We start from the raw sequence: 16,953 nt of genomic DNA on the forward strand, positions 1-16,953 counted from the left end.
CGGGTTCAGTACCCGAGACGCCCGCGGAAGTACTCGATCGTGCGCCGGAGGCCGTCTTCGGGCGTGACGCTCGGCTCGTATCCCAGCAGTTCGCGGGCGAGGGTCAGGTCCGGGCGCCGCATCTCCGGGTCATCGGAAGCACGCGTGATGTAGCTCACCTCGGACGTGCTTCCGGTGAGTGACACGATCGTCTCGGCGAGTTGTCGCATCGACATCTCGTGCTCGGTGCCGCAGTTGATCGGCCCGGTCTGGGTCGAGTCGAGCAGCAGCAGGATGCCGCGCACCAGATCGTCGACGTAGCAGATCGAGCGGGTCTGGTTGCCGGTGCCGTGCACCGTGATCGGCTCGCCGCGCAGCGCCTGGGAGATGAACGTCGGGATGGCCCGGCCGTCGTCCGGGCGCATCCGCGGGCCGTACGTGTTGAAGATCCGCACGATCGCGGTGTCGGTGCCCCGGCTGCGGTGGTACGCCATGGTGGCCGCCTCGGAGAAGCGCTTCGCCTCGTCGTAGACGCTCCGGATGCCGATCGGGTTGACGTTGCCCCAGTACGTCTCGCGCTGCGGGTGCTCCTTCGGGTCCCCGTACGCCTCGGACGTGGAGGCCATCAGGAACCGCGCGCCGTCGTCGGTGGCCCGCTCCAGCAGCGCCAGCGTGGCCACCGAGCCGACCCGGAGGATCTCCACCGGCAGCTTCTCGAAGTCGGTGGGGCTGGCCGGGGACGCCATGTGCAGGATCGCGTCGAACCGCTCGGCCATCGCCGGGTGCTGCGGCAGGCCGTCGGAGATGTCCGCCTCGACGAGCGTGAAGGTCGGCTTGTCCAGCAGGTGGGCCACGTTGTCCTTGGACCCGGTGACGAAGTTGTCCAGCACCACGACCGTGCAACCGCGCTCGACGAGCCGGTCGACCAGGTGGGACGGGACGAAACCGGCGCCGCCGGTGACGAGGATGCGGTGTCCGGTACCGAAGCGGGGAGCGACCTTCATGGCGGTCAGCCTATACACGCGAGGCGGGGCCCCCGCGCAAGGCAGGGGCCCCGGTCGAGCGTGGTGATCAGTGCGCGCCGGCTCCGGTGAGCGAGCGCACCTCCAGCTCCGCGTACTTCTCCTCGTCGCTCTCCTTGGACAGGATCGTGCCGAGCCAGCCGCACAGGAAGCCGAACGGGATCGAGATGATGCCCGGGTTCGACAGCGGGAACCACTGCCAGTCGTGGTCGGGGAACATCGCCGTCGGCGCGCCGGAGACGACCGGCGAGAAGAAGACGAGCACCACGGCGGCGAGCAGGCCGCCGTAGATCGCCCAGACCGCGCCCGAGGTGTTGAACCGCTTCCAGAACAGGCTGTAGAGGATCGCCGGCAGGTTGCCCGAGGCGGCGACCGCGAACGCCAGCGCGACCAGGAACGCCACGTTCAGGTTCTGCGCGAAGATCGACAGGACGATCGAGACCGCGCCGATCACCAGCGCGGAGATCCGGGCGACGTTCACCTCCTGCCGCTCCGACGCCTCACCCTTCTTCATCACGTTGGCGTAGAAGTCGTGCGCCAGGCTCGACGACGACGCCAACGTCAACCCGGCGACCACGGCGAGGATCGTGGCGAACGCGACCGCCGCGATGATCGCCAGCAGTGTCGCGCCGCCCAGGTTCCCGCCGAGGAAGTCCACGCCCAGCGCCTCGGCCAGCTGTGGCGCCGCCGTGTTGCCGGCCTTGTCCTGCTCGGTGATCGCCTGCCCGCCGACGATGGCCGCCGCGCCGAAGCCGAGCGCCAGGGTGAGCAGGTAGAACGAGCCGATGATGCCGATCGCCCAGAGCACGCTCTTACGGGCCGCCCGCGCGGTCGGCACGGTGTAGAAGCGGATCAGGATGTGCGGCAGGCCGGCCGTGCCGAGGACCAGCGCGATGCCCAGCGAGAGCAGGTCCATCTTGCTGTAGAACGTCTTCAGCGCGTCGCCGGGTGTCTCCACGCCGTAGCGCAGCCCGGGTTCGAGGAACGCCGCTCCCTTGCCGGAGGCGCTGGCCGCGTCGCCGAGCAGCGAGGACAGGTTGAACTTGTACTTGGCGAGCACCAGCAGCGTCATCACCAGCGCGCCGCCCATCAGCAGGAACGCCTTGACGATCTGCACGTAGGTGGTGCCCTTCATGCCACCGACCGTCACGTAGATGATCATCAGGGCGCCGACCAGGATGATGGTGGCGACCTTGGCGGTGTCGGCGTCCATGCCGAGGAAGGTGGTGCCCGGCTTGATGCCGAGCAGCAGCGCGACGAGCGCGCCGGCGCCGACCATCTGGGCCAGCAGGTAGAAGATCGACACGGTGATGGTGGAGACCGCCGCCGCGGTCCGGACGGGCCGCTGCCGCATCCGGAACGCCAGGACGTCCGCCATCGTGTACCGGCCGGAGTTGCGCAGCAGCTCGGCCACCAGCAGCAGCGCCACCAGCCAGGCGACCAGGAAGCCGATCGAGTAGAGGAAGCCGTCGTAGCCGTAGAGCGCGATGATGCCGGCGATGCCCAGGAAGGACGCCGCCGACATGTAGTCGCCGCCGATCGCCATGCCGTTCTGGAAACCGGAGAACGACCGGCCGCCGGCGTAGAAGTCGGTGGCGGTCTTGGTCTGCCGGCTGGCCCAGACGGTGATCGCCAGCGTGATCGCCACGAAGACCAGGAACAGCGTGATGGTGAGGTTCCGGGCGGTGGTGCTGCCCGCCTCAGCCGCGAGGACCGTGTTCATGGGTCACCTCCCCGATCTCGTCACGGATCTTGTCGGCGACCGGGTCGATCCGGCGGTTGGCGAACCGGGAGTAGAGCCAGGCGATGACGAACGTGGAGACGAACTGGAGCAGGCCGAAGACCAGGGCGACGTTGATGTTGCCGATCAGCTTCGTGCCCATGAATCCCCGCGCGTACGCGGAGAGGATGACGTAGAGCGCGTACCACAGGAAGAACGCGACGGTCATCGGGAAGACGAAGCCGCGCAGCGCGCGACGCAACCCGGCGAACTCGTCCGACCGCTGGACGGCGAGGTACCGTTCCGCCGCCGACTCGGCGGGTGCGGACGCGGGTGTGTCCGTGGACATCTGTGGATCACCACCTTCGCAAGGCGTGGGGGAGTTTCGCGCACGGTAGAGAGGGCGCTCCCGGCCCGGGAAGGCTCCGCCGAGGGCCGGTCGACGCTTGCGCCGAACGGCACCCCCACTGCGCCCAGTGACCCACGTCACTCCGCTAACCGGTCACCCCAACCCCGTTGATCATGAAGTTGACGGCGACAAATCGGACGCCGAATGCGGCCAACTTCATGATCGTCGGAGCAGGGGTCAGCCGGGGAGGTTGTGGTAGCGGCCGCGGTAGTGCAGCAACGGAGGGGTGTCCGCAGGTAGGGCCACCGACTCGATGGTGGCCTCGACCAGCAGGGCCCAGCCGTACTCGCGGGCGGTGTCCAGGCGGCACCCCGCCCACCCGCCGGCGTCCGCCGGCACCGGGCCGTACGGCGTCTCGGTCCAGGCGTCGAGCGCGAACAGGCCGCCGGGCGACGGGAACAGCCCGGCGAAGCGGTCGGCGAGCTGGCGGTGCTGCGGGCCCAGCGGGGCCACCGCGAACCGTCCGGCCTCCTCGATCGCCGCCCACAGGTCCGACTCCGGATCGATCAGGCCGAGCAGCCGGTCCGGCTCGCCCTCGGCCACGAGCGTGGACGAGACGGTCAGCCCGGCCGGTCCGGGCGCGGTCCAGAGCGTCACCGGTGCGGCCAGCCGGCCGCGCAGCCGCCGCACCGGCGAGCGTTGCCCGGCCGGCGCCGCGAACGGATCGGTGGAGTGGATCTGCGCGCCCGGATCTGGATTCACGTGAAACATTGTGCCGCCCGCCGTCGGGCGAGGTTCGACGGAACGCCCTACCCTGCCGGGCATGAATCTCATCCCCCCGCAGCAGCTCGCCCAGGAACGGGTGGTCGCCGCCGACGCCGTCCTCGGCGGCCAGGTCGACCTGCGCGCCTATCCACACCGGCACCTGCTGGTGCGGGCGAACAACACCTGGGGTCGCCGGGCGTTCCAGCCGCTGATGGAAGCGGTCGAGCACCTGTCCAACTACGGTTGGGAGCTGGTCACCATGACCAGCGTCGGCGACGGCCACCACGTCTACGCGGCGATGCGCCGCACCGCCTGACGGCGGGCCGGGACGCGCGGATCAGTCGTCGGCGAGCAACCGGCGGGCGGCGGCCAGCACCTCCGGATCGGCGCAGCCGGCCGCGTACCCGGCGATCCGGCGCCGGATGTCGCGCCCGAGCAACCACCCCCCGATCCGCTCGGCGACCGGGCGCAGAAACGCGGGCCGGCAGCGGAAGTTGTACCGCCACGTCGCGATCGTGGTGTCCGGCTCCGGACCGGGCGCGAAGCGCCAGCCGCCGCCGAACCGTTCGAAGAACCACGGTCCGCGCACCATCTTCATGCCGACGTTCGTCGGCGGCGACCAGGAGACGTACTCGCTCACCATGACCAGGCCGTGCCGGGACCGGGTGAAGGTGCGTACGCCCCGGCCGGGCCGCGTCGCACCGTCGACGAAGTGCTGCTCACGGACGAACGGGTCCCAGCGGTACCGCACCGGTGCGGTGGTCTGGGAGACGGCGAACGCCAGCTCCGGGGGAACGGGGACGGTGGTGACCGCCTCGACGACAGGCATCAGCGCCTCGGGGTGACGTTCGCCAGCAGCTCCGGCTGCCGGTGATCCAGTGTGTCCCCGGCCATGTACGCGCCGAGCAGCGCCGCGCCCCCGCCGTACGCCAGGCCGAGCGGCAGCGCCAGCCAGAGCCACACGTCGCCGAGCAGCGCGGCGGCCAGCACGAACGGCACCGCCACCACCGCCGAGCCGACCATGGAGACCAGGGTGAGCAGGCCCTTGGTGAAGCCCGCGCCGCTGTTCAGGGCGAACGGGTTGCTGGACTCGGGCAGCGAGTACGCGCCGAGCACGGAGACGAACGCGTTGATCGCCAGCCCGCAGCCGTACGCGGCGAACAACGCGCCACCCATGACACCGAGCCATGCGGGCCGGCCGAGGACGACGGCGAGGGCGACCGCGATCACGAGGAGCATCGGCACCACGTAGATCGAGAACGCGGCCATCCGGGCCCGCAGCTCCACCCGCCCGGGCACCCCGGCGACCACGTTCGCGGCGTACGAGCTGCCGTCGAAGCCGAACTGGTTGGCGAGCGTCAACGACGCGAGCGCCCCGACGAAGATCATGGTGAGGCTGACCATCGCCGGTGAGGAGTCGGCGGTGGCCTGGTCGAACGCGGCACCGCCCTCGGACAGGAACGCCGGGCCACCCAGGTTGACCATCAGCGGCACGAACACGCCGACCACGGCGACGGTGATCAGGTTCGCCCGGCGACGGGCGTCCCGCCACCAGTAGCGGCACTCCCGGGCGACGATCGCGCCGAACCGGTCCCGCCGGGCCCAGCCCACCGCGCGGGGGAAGAGCTGCGTCACCGCGCCGCCGGCCACCCCGCGTGGCGCCCGCGCGGGGCCGCTGCTCGCCGCGCCCACCATCGCCGTCTCCAGCGACCGGGACCACCAGAACAGGAGTACGCCGAGCGTCGCGACCGCGATCAGCAGCTTCACCACCGCGGCGCCGGCCCGGCCCTGGGCCACGTCCACACCGACGGTCCACGGTGCGCCGAACGGCGTCCAGCCGACCACCCGGGCCACACCGTCCAGCCGGTCCCAGTCGGTCTGCCGTACCGCGGCGAGCACCAGCAACTGCAACGGCCCGAGCAGTGCGGCCAGCACCGCGAGCAGCACGGCGGCCAGGTCACGGACCCGGCGGGAGCGCAGCATCGTCGCGAACGCGCTCGTCAGCGCGCGGGCGCCGGCCAGGCAGACGAGCAGCCCGACGACCACGCCGACCACGCCGACGAGGGCGGCCGGCCATCCACCGAGCGCGCCGGCGGTGACCACCAGCCCGGCCGCCGTGATCGCCGTCGCCAGCGCCGGCACGCTCACCAGCGCGGCGGCGAGCAGGCCGGTGACCAGGGTGCGGCGGGACAGCGGCAGCAGCGCGAACCGGGCCGGGTCGAGCGTCTCGTCCACGCCGAAGAAGACGAGCGGCAGGAGCAGCCAGCCGAGCGTGAGCAGGCCACCGCCGAAGGCGGCGATCATCAGCGCGTACCGGGACTCGCCGGCCAGCCCGGGCGCGGCCAGCAGGAAGAACCCGACGGCGGCGAACCAGAGCCCCAACAGCAGGCCGAGCACGAACAGCGCGACCCGCCACTTCTGGCCGCGGAAGTTGTTGCCGAGCACCCGCAGCTTGAGACGGACGAAGTGCCACGGCGACACGCGCCGGGCGGGCCGCTCGGGGACGGTCACCGGGACAGCCACGACAGCTCCTCGCCGGTGGCGGTCCGGCCGCCGACCACCTCCACGAAGACCTCCTCGAGCGACCGGTCGCCGCGCACCTCGGTGAGCGTGCCCACCCGCTTGATCCGGCCCTCGGCCAGGATCGCCACGTGCGAGCAGAGCCGCTCGACCACCTCCATCACGTGGCTGGAGAAGATCACCGTGCCGCCGCCGCTGACGTACCGGTGCAGGATGTCGCGGATCAGCGCCGCCGAGACCGGGTCGACCGCCTCGAACGGCTCGTCCAGCACCAGCAGGCGCGGACCGTGCAGCAGCGCGCAGGCCAGCCCGATCTTCTTCTTCATGCCCGCCGAGTAGTCGACCACGAGCGTGCGGCCGGCGTCGGAGAGCGCCAGCACGTCGAGCAGCTCCGCCGCCCGCTGGTCGACCACCGCCGGGTCCATACCGCGCAGCAGACCGTGGTACGCCAGCAGCTCCGCCCCGCTCAGCCGGTCGAAGAGGCGTACGCCGTCCGGCATCACGCCGAGCAGGCTCTTGGCGCGTACCGGGTCGGCCCAGACGTCGTACCCGAGGACCCGCGCCTCACCGGCGTCGGGCCGCAGCAGGCCGACGGCCATGGAGAGGGTGGTGGTCTTGCCCGCGCCGTTCGGTCCGAGCAGGCCGTAGAACGAGCCGGTCGGCACGGCGAGGTCGACGCCCGCCACCGCGACCTTGGTGTCGAAGCGCTTGGCCAGACCACGAAGGGAGAGTGCCGGCTGCTGATCGGTCATGGTCCGACCGTATCGGGCCCCGGCGAACGGCCGCTCGGACGGCAGGATGATCTCGCATCATCCCTGAGAGCTACGAGTCGCATTGCCGACGGCCTGCAACCGACGACCGGGTCGGTGGGTGTCAGTCCCAGGGACGGCAGCGGGGAGAGACATGGATGCGGACAGTGCGTTCGAGGAGTTCTACCGGAGCAGCAGACAACGCGTGGTGACGGTGCTGTACGCGCTCGGCGGTGACCGGGCCGAGGCGCAGGACGCCGCCCAGGAGGCGTACGCGCGGGCCTGGCAGCGCTGGTCGCAGGTCAGCGAGTACGACGATCCGGAGGCGTGGGTCCGTACCGTCGGTCACCGCCTGCTGGTCAACCGGTGGCGCAAGGTGCGCAACAGCGTCGTCGCCTACCGGAGGCACGGGCCACCACCACCGGTGCGGCCCCCCTCGGAGAACACAGTGGCTCTGGTCGCCGCACTGCGGCAGCTCTCCTCGGACCAGCGGCAGGCCGTCGTCCTCTATCACCTGGCCGACCTGTCGGTCGCGGAGATCGCCGCGCAGACCGGCGTACCCAGCGGCACGGTCAAGGCTCGCCTCTCCCGGGGTCGCAAGGCCCTCGCCGCCCTGCTCGACATGACCCTGCCGGAGGAGATCCGCAATGCCTGATCCGATCTTCTCGGACCTGTACCGGGACACCGATGACCTCGTCTGGCCACCCACCGAGCAGGTGCGGCGCCGAGGTCGGCAGCGGACGCGGCGTACCCAGATCGCCGCCGGCCTGGCCACGGTGGTCGCGGTGGGTGTCGTCGCGTCGGGTGTGGCGCTGGCCCGTCCGGACGTCGCGCCGCCACCCGTGCCCCCGGCGACCGTCGAGCCCACCACGCCGACTCCCACGCCCACGCCGAGTTCCACGCCGTCGGCCGAGCCGTCCGCGAGCGGGGCGGCGACACCGAGTCGCACCACCGGGCGGCCCGTAGGCAGCACCGGCGGCGGGTCGACCAGCCGTGCGCCGAGCCGGACGATTCCGGCGGCGGCGATGCTCCAGCTCGCCGACCTCCCGTCGGGCTTCACGATCGAGACGGAAGGGGTGGAGGGTGACTGGTCCCTGGAGTCCGTGACCCTCTTCTGCAAGAACGAGTCGCCGACGCTGGCCGACGGGCAGATCGCCACCCGGTCGGTGACGTTCGACTCGCCCACCGACTGGCTGACCCAGCGGGTGACCCGGCACTCGGGCACCTCCGCCACCACGGTGATGAAGAATCTCCGCAAGTTTGTCGCGGGCTGCGAGATGGAGCAGCCGGACGACTCATTGTCGATCATGGCCGAGTCGCTCGGTGGCGACGACGGGGTGCTGGTGGGCAGCGACATCGGGGGGAAGCCCGGCCGCTGGCTCTTCGTCCGGCAGGGCGATCTGGTGGCGCAGCTACGCCTCGACTCCCAGACCACGCCCACCGAGGCACGTCGGCTGGCCCGGTCGGTGGCGAACCGGCTGTGCGCCGGCACGGACACCTGCTGACGGGTGCTCGGGTGTGCGGCGGGGCCGAGCGGGCGGGCCCCGCCTCACAGGCGCAGCGACTCCGGGGTGTGCAGACGGAGCATGGTGGCGCGGACGTCGCGGGGCAGCCGCCGCCGGCTCGCCATCGACACGACCACCATCACGGTGAACGCCAGCGGCACCGTCCACGCGGCCGGCTGCGTGGTGAGCGTCGCCGGCCACCCGGTCAGCGGCGGGCCGAGCACGGTGAGCAGCACCGCGCCGACCGCCGCGCCGCCGCCGACCAGCACCCCGGCGGCGGCGCCCAGGTCGGTCAGGCCGCGCCACCAGATGCCGAGCACCAGCAGCGGGCAGAAGCTGGACGCGGCCACCGCGAACGCCAGCCCGACCACCTGCGACACGTCCAGCCCGGAGACGTTCAGGGAGAGCACCGCCGGCACGCCGCCGGCGATCACCGTGGCGAGCCGGAAGCCGCGTACCGATCCGCGGCCCAGCACGTCCGTGGAGATCACCCCGGCCACGCTGGTGAGCAGGCCGGACGAGGTGGACAGGAACGCCGCGAACGCGCCGGCCGCGACGAGGGCGGCGAGCAGCCGTCCGGTGGTGCCGTCGCCGAGCGCCGCCCCGGGCAGCAGCACCACCACCGCGTCGGTCTGGCCGCTGACCAGCAGTTGCGGGGTGTAGATGCGGCCCAGCACGCCGTAGACGGTGGGCAGCAGGTAGAAGACGCCCACGAGCGCCAACACCACGAGCGTGGTGCGGCGGGCGGCGGCGCCGTCGGGGTTGGTGTAGAAGCGGACCAGCACGTGCGGCAGGCCCATGGTGCCGAGGAACGTGGCCAGGATCAGCGAGTACGTGGCGAACAGTCCCCTGTCGTCCTCGCCGGCGGTGTCCGGCAGCAGCCATTCGGTGGCGCCGGTCGCCGCGCCGGACACCTCCGGCACCGGGTCACCGGCGGCGAACTCGAGGCGGTCGCCGGGGCGTACCTCCCGGATGTCGCCGTCGGGCAGGGTGAGCGTCGCGCGGTGCTCGACCACGACGGTGGTCGCGGTCCGGAACGTCGGTCCGTCGGGCGGGGTCACCGCGGGGCGGGCGTCGGCCTGCCACTGCAACGCCAGGAAGATCGCGGGTACGGCGAGCGCGGTGAGCTTCAGCCAGTACTGGAACGCCTGCACGAACGTGATCGCCCGCATGCCGCCCAGCGCCACGTTCGCGGTCACCACCACGGCGACCAGCAGTGCGCCGAGCGGGTACGGCGAGCCGGTGAGCGTGGCGAGCGTCAGCCCGGCACCCTGGAGCTGCGGCACCAGGTAGAGCCAGCCGATGAAGATCACGAAGACGGTGGCGAGCGTGCGCAGCCGGCGCGAGCCGAGCCGTACCTCGCAGAAGTCGGGCAGCGTGAACGCGCCGGAGCGGCGCAGCGGCGCAGCCACGAACAGCAGCAGCGCGAGGTATCCGGCTGCGAACCCGACCGGGTACCAGAGCACGTCCACGCCGTACTTGAGGATCAGGCCGGCGACGCCGAGGAAGCTCGCCGCCGACAGGTACTCCCCACCGATCGCGGCGGCGTTCCAGGTCGGGCTGACCGCCCGGGACGCGACCAGGAAGTCCGAGGTCGTGCGGGCCAGCCGCAGCCCGTAGAAGCCGATGCCGACGGTGACCAGGGTGACGGCGACGATCGCCGGGACCACGTAGCCGTTGGACATCAGCGTTCCGGCCGTCGGATCAGGTCGACGAAGTCCTGCTCGTTGCGTTCGGCCAGGCGCACGTACGCCCAGCCGACCACGATCAGGAACGGGAACGACACCACACCGAGCAGCAGCCACGGCAGGTTGACCCCGAGCACGGTGACCCGGCCGACGGTGGGTGCGATGGCGAACAGCCACGGCAGACCGCCGAGCGCGACCAGCACCAGCAGGCTGAGCCGCAGCGCGAGCGAGAGCTGGGCACGCATCAGCCCCTGCACGAGCGTCTCGCCGACCGGGGTCTGCTGGGTCAGCTCGGAGCGGGTGCGGTCGGCCGGGCTGCCGGAGCGGGAGACCTCGGCCAGCACGATCCGGGTCCGCTGCGGCGCAGGCTGCCCCGGTGGATGCTGTTCCTCGGCTCCGGTCACCCCCGGGAGTCTCGTTCGCTCAGCGGGATTGTCAAGAGCACGGTCTCAGGCCCTGTGCACAACCTGTGGATAACGCTTCATGCCTGTGGAAAACCCGGTGGACGGCGCGGAGTCGTTGTGGACAACCGAACGGGGTGTCACTGTGAGCCGGTAGAGAGGAGGTGTGACAGTGACCAGCCCGGCACGGCCCGGCACCGGCGACGTCTGGACTGTGGACGACCTCCAGGACCTCCCCGAGGACGGCCAGGACTACGAGATCTTCGACGGGAGCCTGCTCGTGTCCCCACACGCCGACGTCCGGCACGGCGCGATCGCCAACCGTCTCCGCCGGCTCCTCGACCGGCAGGCTCCGGCCGGTCTGCTCGTCGGGCAGGACGTCGGCGTCAGCGCGAAGCGCTCCTCCTACTTCGTGCCGGACGTCTTCGTCGCCCGCGAGGAGGCACTGGAGCGGGGTGGCCCGGCCCTCGCCCCGGCCGACGTGCTGCTCGTGGTCGAGGTCGTCTCGCCCGGCAACGCCGGTCGTGACCTGGTCCTCAAACGCCACGAGTACGGCGTGGCCGGCATCGCGCGTTACTGGCTCGTCGAGCCGCGCAAGGAGACCCTGACGGTGCTGGAGAACGTCGGCGGCCGCTACCGCGAGGCCGCGGTGCTGTCCACGGCCGACGTGTACCGCGCCGACCAGCCGTTCGCGCTCGTCCTGCCGGTCGCCGAAATCTTCTGAGCGCCCTGCCCCAGCCCCGGCTTCAGCCGAGTCCCACCCGTACCGGGTTCGCTGTCGCCGAGCCGAGCCAGGTGTGCGGGTTGCCGAACCAGCACCAGCCGAGCTTCGGCGCGCCCTGGCTGATCCAGAGCGCGGGCACCCGCCGGTCGCCGCAGCGTGACCCGACGAGCGAGAAGCACCTGTTGCTCGCCAGCGCCGCCGGGTGCAGCGTGACGAACGCCAGTCCTTCGTCGATGGTGATCGGCAGTCGGTCCTTCGTCGTCATGTCCTCCAGCGCGGCCGACGGCGGCACGTTGCGGTACTCCTCGCCCCGGTCCACGTCGAAGAGCAGGTACGCGGGCCCGGCGGGCACCTCCAGCTCCTTGATCGGATCGAAGGTGGGCAGGTCGCCGACGGGGAAGTTCCGGTCGAGGACGCCGGTCCTGCGCTTGCCGGCGAGCGTGGTGAGCGCGATCCGCTCCGGCACCGGCACCAGCTCCCGCGTGGTCACCAGCAGGAACGGCACCCGCGCGTCGGTGGGGCCGGCCAGCTCGGCGGCACCGGTCACCGCCGCGTCGCGCAGTGGGGTGAGCAGCGCCCGGAACTCCTCCTCGGTCTGCCCGGCCAGCGCCGGGTAGCCGAGCTGGACGAGGCGGTCGAGCTGGCGGTCGAATTCGGTAGCGGCGTCGAAGCGGTCGTCGGACATGCGGTCCCCCACCCTGTCGTACGGTCTGCCGTACATTGTACGTCAGGGTTTTCGGTGGCCCCTCCCTCAGCGGCTCCAGTCCTGCTTCGCGGCGCGCACCAGCTTGTCCTTCAGCTCCCGGGTGTGCCGGCGGCTCACCGGCAGCTCCGATCCGTCGATCACCACCACGTAACCTGAGTTGACCAGCCGCAGCTCGGCGATGAGCCGCAGCTGCACCAGGTACGAGCGGTGGATCCGGACGAACCCGGCATCAGCCCAGCGCTCGGCCAGCGTGGCGAGCGAGACCCGGACCAGGTGCGAGCCCTCCGCGGTGTGCAGCCGCGCGTAGTCGCCCTGCGCCTCCACCCACCGCACCGCCGAGCGGGGCAACATCCGGGTGGTGCCGGCCAGCTCGATCGGAATGCTCGGGTCCTCCTCCGCCCGGGCCAGCGCGGCCGGGTGCGACGGCACCACCCGGGAGCCGATCACCCGGCGCAGCGACTCGGCCAGCCGCTCGGCGCGTACCGGCTTGCGCACGTAGTCGGTGGCGCCCAGGTCGAACGCGTCCACCGCGCCGTCGTCGTACGCGGTGACGAACACGATCGCCGGGGGCCGGGCGAAGCGGCGCAGGACGCGGGCCAGCTCCATGCCGTCCAGCCCGGGCATCCGGATGTCGAGGAACACCACGTCCACGTCGTCGTCGCGCAGCACGCGCAGCGCCTCGGTCGCGTCCCCGGCCGTGTGCAGCCGGGCCACCCGGGGATCGGTGCGCAGGTGGTACGCCAGCTCGTCCAGGGCGGGCGGCTCGTCGTCCACCGCCAGCACCCGGAGGAATCCGGTGCCGGTGACTGTCACGACGTCGCCCGGACGCCGGGGTGGAACTTCGGCACGCGCATGCTGACCTTCGTACCCGAACCCAGGCCCGTCTCCACGACCAGGCCGAACCCGTCCCCGAAGACCGACCGGAGCCGTTCGTCGACGTTCGAGAGGCCGACGTGCTGCCCCGGGTCGTCGGCCGGGTCGGCGGCCGCGCCGGACACCTCGGCGATGCCGGCGGTAAGCGTCGTCGGATCCATCCCCACTCCGTCGTCCTCCACCGTGATGTGACACTCCGCGCCCGCGTCCCGGGCCTCGATGCTCACCATGCCGGTGCCCGGCTTGCGGGACAACCCGTGGCGGACGGCGTTCTCCACGAGCGGCTGGAGGCAGAGGAAGGGCAACGTCACCGGCAGCACCTCGGGTGCGATCTGGAGGCGCACCTGGAGCCGCTCGCCGAAGCGCGCCCGCTCGATGGTCAGGTAGCGGTCGATCGAGCGCAGCTCCTCGGCGAGCGTGGTGAACTCGCCGTGCGCCCGGAACGAGTAGCGGGTGAACTCGGCGAACTCCAGGATCAGCTCCCGCGCCCGTTCCGGGTCGGTGCGCACGAACGAGCCGATCGCGGTCAGCGCGTTGTAGATGAAGTGCGGGCTGATCTGGGCGCGCAGCGCGCGTACCTCGGCCCGGGCGAGCCGTTCCCGCGACGACTCCAGCTCGGCCAGGGCGAGCTGGTCACCCGCCCAGTGCGCGGTCTCCAGCGTGGCCTGCACCAGACCCGGGGCCGGCCGCTCGCCAGCCACCGCCACCAGCGCGCCGACCACCCGGCCGTCCGCGCGCAGCGGCGCCACCACCGCGCCGCGGACCGGGCAGTCGACCAGGTCGCAGCGCAGCTCCGACTCGCCCAGCACGGTGGAACGCCCGCTGCCGACCGCGCGCCGGGCCGCCGCGACCAGTTGATCGCCGTGGTGCGCGCCCTGCCCGTCGACGGCGAGCAGCGTGTCCCGGTCCGTCAGCGCCAGCCCGGCCGCGCCCACCAGGGCCCGCAGATGGCGTACGGCCTTCGCCGCGTCCGCGGCGGTCAGCCCGGCGCGCAGCGGCTCGGCGGCGAGCCCGGCGGTGTGCAGCACCTCGTACGTGGCGCGCTGCGTCGCCGTGGCGATGCCCCGTCGGCCACGCAGCCGCAGCACCGCCCAGAGCGCCGCCGCCAACGCGGTCACGAGCGAGACGACGGCGAAGACGGCGGAGAGGTTGCCACCCACGCAGCGATCCTGCCGGGTGCCGGCCCGGTAGCGCTAGTACGCGCCCTTGCGGGCCAGCACCACGCCCACGGTCCGCCACAGGATGCTCAGGTCGTACGCCAGCGACCAGTTGTCGACGTAGTAGAGGTCGAGCCGGACCGCCTCGTCCCAGGACAGGTCGGAGCGGCCGGACACCTGCCACAGCCCGGTCATGCCCGGCCGGACCAGCAGCCGGCGGCGTACGTCGCCCAGGAAGTCGCCGTCGTCGGCGGGCAGCGGGCGCGGGCCGACGAGCGACATCTCGCCCCACAGCACGTTGATCAGCTGGGGCAGCTCGTCCAGCGACGTGGCCCGCAGAAAGCGGCCCACCGGGAAGACCCGGGGGTCCTGCTTCATCTTGAACAGCATGCCGTCGGTCTCGTTCCGGTCGACCAGACCGGCGAGCCGCTCCTCGGCGTCGACGTACATGGTCCGGAACTTCCAGACCCGGAACGTCCGCCCCTCGTGCCCGACGCGGGGCTGGCGGAAGAAGACCGGCCCGGGGTCCGAGATCCGGATGGCCAGGGCGATGGCGGCGAAGAGCGGGACCAGCATCAGCAGGCCCAGGCCGGCGGCCACCCGGTCCATCAGGTTCTTGACCAGCAGCGCCGGCCCGGACAGGGTCGGCTCCTCGACGTGCAGCAGCGGCAGGCCCTCGATCGGGCGGATGTGCACCCGGGGACCGGCGATGTCGGTGAGCTGGGGCGCGACCACCAGGTCGACGCCGGAGCCCTCCAGCTGCCAGGCCAGGCGGCGCAGCTCGCCCGGCTCGGCGCTGGCCGAGCCGCAGACCGCGATGGTGTCGCCGCCGACCTCACGTACCAGGGCGAGCACGTCGCGGCCCGCGTACACCGGCACCGGGGTCTCCAGGCCGCGGGCGGCGGCGTACCCGTCGGTGAGGTGGATGGCCACCGGGATCAGGCCGACCGACGGGTGCCGGGTGACCGTGGTGTAGACCTCCAGGCACTCGGGCAGCGTGCCGACGAGCACCATCCGGTGCCCGGCGTGCCCGAACCGGCGGCGCAGCCCGTGCAGGGCGGCCCGGGCGATCATGCGGCCGAGCACGATCAGCAACATCGCGCCGAGCAGCGCGAAGCCGACCGTCCACCGGGACAGGGAGTAGGTCTTCGTGGCGAAGGCGATGAACGAGACCGCCGCCGCCACCGCCACGCCGGCCCGGATCACCCGCTTGAATTCGTCCGGGCCGAGCCCCAGGTAGCGCCGGTCGTAGGCCCGGTTGCCCCAGAGGAAGAGCAGCCAGCCGAGCGGCAGGAGCACGAACGCCACGGTGTAGAACCAGGCTTGCGGGGAGTTGCGGAAGCCCGAGTCGGCCTGCTCGAAGATCTGCACGGCCAGGAAGCTGGCCAGAGCCGCCGCGCCGAAGTCGAGCAGCAGCAGGAACAGGATGTAGGGCCGGTGCCACCGGGAGACCCGGCGCCGGGCGCGGGCCCACGCCGACCGGGGTACGCCGTTGTGCGACGGCGGAGTCGGCGGCTGGATCTCAAAGCTGTCGACGTGCCGCACGCTCTTGCTCCGGCCTCTGTCGGTTACCGGGCGCTGGAGGCTTGTCGTCACCTCAACCCATGTCCTCCCGCATGACCCGCACCCTCACTCGCCGTGAGGATCCGGGTCGCTCACCGTCCCAGTCTCCCACGCGGGCCCGGCCCGGACCGGCCCCCGCGAAGAAGCCGTGCCGCTGGTGCTCGGTGAGATCTGGCCGGCTCCGAATCAGTTGTGAAGCCGGGGACCGAGCCACTATACCGATGGATGACGGCTCGGGTAGAGGGGCGGACCGGACCTTCGGCGATCGCCGGTCGATTCCGCTCGGTAACCGGCGAATGCCATTACTCACCGTACGAGACGGGACAACCTTCGGTCAGCCAGCGGCTTCCCGCCGGTCTGACATGTGGGGCAGTACTGGAGGCTCGAATCGGCGAACGAGACCTCACGCACCGTGTCGCCGCAGACCGGACACGGCAGCCCTTTGCGGGCGTGCACCTTCAGGCCCGAGCGCTTCTCGCCCTTCAGCTCCGCGGCCCGTTGCCCCATGGACCGGCGTACCGCGTCGCCGAGCACCGTCCGCGTGGCCGCGTGCAGGCCGGCGAGCTGGTCGTCGGTGAGCCGGTCGGTGATCGCGAACGGCGAGAGCCGCGCCGTGTGCAGGATCTCGTCGGAGTACGCGTTACCCACCCCGGCGAGCACCGACTGGTCGGTCAGCACGCCCTTCACCTGGCCCCGGCGACTGCGCAGCCGCTCGGCGAAGGTCGGCAGATCCGCCTCCAGCGCGTCCGGCCCGAGCTTCGCCACACCCGGCACCAGCGCCGGGTCGGTGACCAGATAGGCGGCCAGCTTCTTCTGGGTGCCCGCCTCGGTCAGGTCGAAGCCGGAGCCGTCGTCGAGGCGTACCCGCACCGCGATCGGGCCCTTGCCGGGCCGCAGCGGGGTCGCCGCCGGGAACGCCTCCCGGTAGTGCAGCCAGCCTGCCCGGGCCAGGTGGACCACCAGGTGCAGGCCCTCGTCGAACCGGACGTCCAGGAACTTGCCGTACCGGCCGGCGCCGGTCACGGCGCGGCCGGCGACCGCGCTCGGCGGCGGGTCGTACGTCTTGAGCGCGCTGATCGCGGCGACCTCGAACCGCTCGACGCGGCGGCCCACCGCACGCTCGCGCAGGTAACCGGCGAGCGCTTCCACCTCCGGTAGTTCGGGCATCGTCCAACGGTAGCCTTCTTTCCCGTGAGCGCGAGGAATGAGCTTGCGAGTCCCGCAGTCGCGAA

18 protein-coding genes are annotated in these 16,953 nt (G+C 72.0%); 4 read left to right on the plus strand and 14 right to left on the minus strand.

Annotation, left to right across the window (positions count from 1 at the left end):
• Nucleotides 1-5 precede the first annotated feature (5 nt).
• The 4 genes from O7607_RS13040 to O7607_RS13055 form a co-directional block, all read right to left on the minus strand.
• Nucleotides 6-983 carry an NAD-dependent epimerase/dehydratase family protein gene (locus O7607_RS13040; RefSeq protein WP_269703445.1) on the minus strand — a complete coding sequence of 326 codons (978 nt, stop codon included), beginning with the start codon at nt 981-983 and terminating at the stop codon, nt 6-8.
• 67 nt (nt 984-1,050) lie between these two features.
• Nucleotides 1,051-2,724 (minus strand): solute symporter family protein, encoded by a 1,674-nt coding sequence (locus O7607_RS13045; RefSeq protein ID WP_269703447.1) that lies wholly within the window; start codon nt 2,722-2,724, stop codon nt 1,051-1,053.
• On the minus strand, nt 2,702-3,070 hold the full coding sequence (locus O7607_RS13050) for a DUF485 domain-containing protein (protein WP_269703448.1): 369 nt from the start codon (nt 3,068-3,070) through the stop codon (nt 2,702-2,704). Before O7607_RS13050 ends, O7607_RS13045 begins: the two co-directional genes overlap by 23 nt.
• A 237-nt stretch (nt 3,071-3,307) precedes the next feature.
• A complete protein-coding gene (locus O7607_RS13055) occupies nt 3,308-3,904 on the minus strand; it encodes a flavin reductase family protein (protein WP_442929481.1) in 597 nt (198 codons plus the stop codon).
• Here O7607_RS13055 and O7607_RS13060 point away from each other — a divergent pair.
• The gene (locus tag O7607_RS13060; RefSeq protein WP_269703451.1) at nt 3,894-4,151 is read left to right on the plus strand and encodes a hypothetical protein; all 258 of its coding nucleotides are present in this window, start codon (nt 3,894-3,896) and stop codon (nt 4,149-4,151) included. The genes O7607_RS13055 and O7607_RS13060 overlap by 11 nt on opposite strands.
• A 21-nt stretch (nt 4,152-4,172) precedes the next feature.
• Here O7607_RS13060 and O7607_RS13065 read toward each other — a convergent pair whose 3' ends face one another.
• Genes O7607_RS13065 through O7607_RS13075 form a run of 3 tightly spaced genes read right to left on the minus strand, consistent with a single transcriptional unit; the run spans nt 4,173 to nt 7,107 of the window.
• A complete protein-coding gene (locus O7607_RS13065; RefSeq protein WP_269703452.1) occupies nt 4,173-4,664 on the minus strand; it encodes an SRPBCC family protein in 492 nt (163 codons plus the stop codon).
• Nucleotides 4,664-6,358 carry an ABC transporter permease gene (locus O7607_RS13070; protein ID WP_269703453.1) on the minus strand — a complete coding sequence of 565 codons (1,695 nt, stop codon included), beginning with the start codon at nt 6,356-6,358 and terminating at the stop codon, nt 4,664-4,666. Before O7607_RS13070 ends, O7607_RS13065 begins: the two co-directional genes overlap by 1 nt.
• A complete protein-coding gene (locus O7607_RS13075) occupies nt 6,343-7,107 on the minus strand; it encodes an ABC transporter ATP-binding protein (RefSeq protein WP_269703454.1) in 765 nt (254 codons plus the stop codon). The genes O7607_RS13070 and O7607_RS13075 overlap by 16 nt, the downstream gene beginning before the upstream one ends.
• A gap of 151 nt (nt 7,108-7,258) precedes the next feature.
• Between O7607_RS13075 and O7607_RS13080 the strand changes: the two genes are divergently transcribed.
• Together O7607_RS13080 and O7607_RS13085 are read left to right on the plus strand one after the other, a co-directional pair.
• Nucleotides 7,259-7,759: a SigE family RNA polymerase sigma factor gene (locus O7607_RS13080; protein WP_269703455.1), complete on the plus strand. Its 501-nt coding sequence runs from the start codon at nt 7,259-7,261 to the stop codon at nt 7,757-7,759.
• Nucleotides 7,752-8,609 carry a hypothetical protein gene (locus O7607_RS13085; RefSeq protein WP_269703457.1) on the plus strand — a complete coding sequence of 286 codons (858 nt, stop codon included), beginning with the start codon at nt 7,752-7,754 and terminating at the stop codon, nt 8,607-8,609. Before O7607_RS13080 ends, O7607_RS13085 begins: the two co-directional genes overlap by 8 nt.
• 44 nt (nt 8,610-8,653) lie before the next feature.
• Here O7607_RS13085 and O7607_RS13090 read toward each other — a convergent pair whose 3' ends face one another.
• Complete coding sequence (locus O7607_RS13090) at nt 8,654-10,294, minus strand: sodium/solute symporter (RefSeq protein ID WP_269703458.1); 1,641 nt, start codon at nt 10,292-10,294, stop codon at nt 8,654-8,656.
• A complete protein-coding gene (locus O7607_RS13095; protein ID WP_269703460.1) occupies nt 10,294-10,701 on the minus strand; it encodes a hypothetical protein in 408 nt (135 codons plus the stop codon). Before O7607_RS13095 ends, O7607_RS13090 begins: the two co-directional genes overlap by 1 nt.
• A 169-nt stretch (nt 10,702-10,870) precedes the next feature.
• Between O7607_RS13095 and O7607_RS13100 the strand changes: the two genes are divergently transcribed.
• A complete protein-coding gene (locus O7607_RS13100; protein ID WP_269703462.1) occupies nt 10,871-11,422 on the plus strand; it encodes a Uma2 family endonuclease in 552 nt (183 codons plus the stop codon).
• A gap of 22 nt (nt 11,423-11,444) precedes the next feature.
• Here O7607_RS13100 and O7607_RS13105 read toward each other — a convergent pair whose 3' ends face one another.
• From O7607_RS13105 to O7607_RS13125, 5 genes are all read right to left on the minus strand, one after another.
• The gene (locus O7607_RS13105; protein ID WP_269703463.1) at nt 11,445-12,107 is read right to left on the minus strand and encodes a DUF5701 family protein; all 663 of its coding nucleotides are present in this window, start codon (nt 12,105-12,107) and stop codon (nt 11,445-11,447) included.
• Nucleotides 12,108-12,173: 66 nt separating this feature from the next.
• On the minus strand, nt 12,174-12,941 hold the full coding sequence (locus O7607_RS13110; RefSeq protein WP_269703464.1) for a LytR/AlgR family response regulator transcription factor: 768 nt from the start codon (nt 12,939-12,941) through the stop codon (nt 12,174-12,176).
• Entirely contained in the window at nt 12,938-14,161 is a 1,224-nt protein-coding gene (locus O7607_RS13115) for a histidine kinase (protein WP_269703465.1), read from the minus strand. Before O7607_RS13115 ends, O7607_RS13110 begins: the two co-directional genes overlap by 4 nt.
• A gap of 33 nt (nt 14,162-14,194) precedes the next feature.
• Nucleotides 14,195-15,703, minus strand: coding sequence for a sugar transferase (locus tag O7607_RS13120; RefSeq protein WP_064448099.1), 1,509 nt, complete (start codon nt 15,701-15,703; stop codon nt 14,195-14,197).
• Between the two features lie 324 nt (nt 15,704-16,027).
• A complete protein-coding gene (locus tag O7607_RS13125) occupies nt 16,028-16,888 on the minus strand; it encodes an Fpg/Nei family DNA glycosylase (RefSeq protein WP_269703468.1) in 861 nt (286 codons plus the stop codon).
• Between the last annotated feature and the right edge of the window lie 65 nt (nt 16,889-16,953).

This window comes from Micromonospora sp. WMMA1949 (genome assembly GCF_027460145.1).
Lineage (GTDB): Bacteria > Actinomycetota > Actinomycetes > Mycobacteriales > Micromonosporaceae > Micromonospora.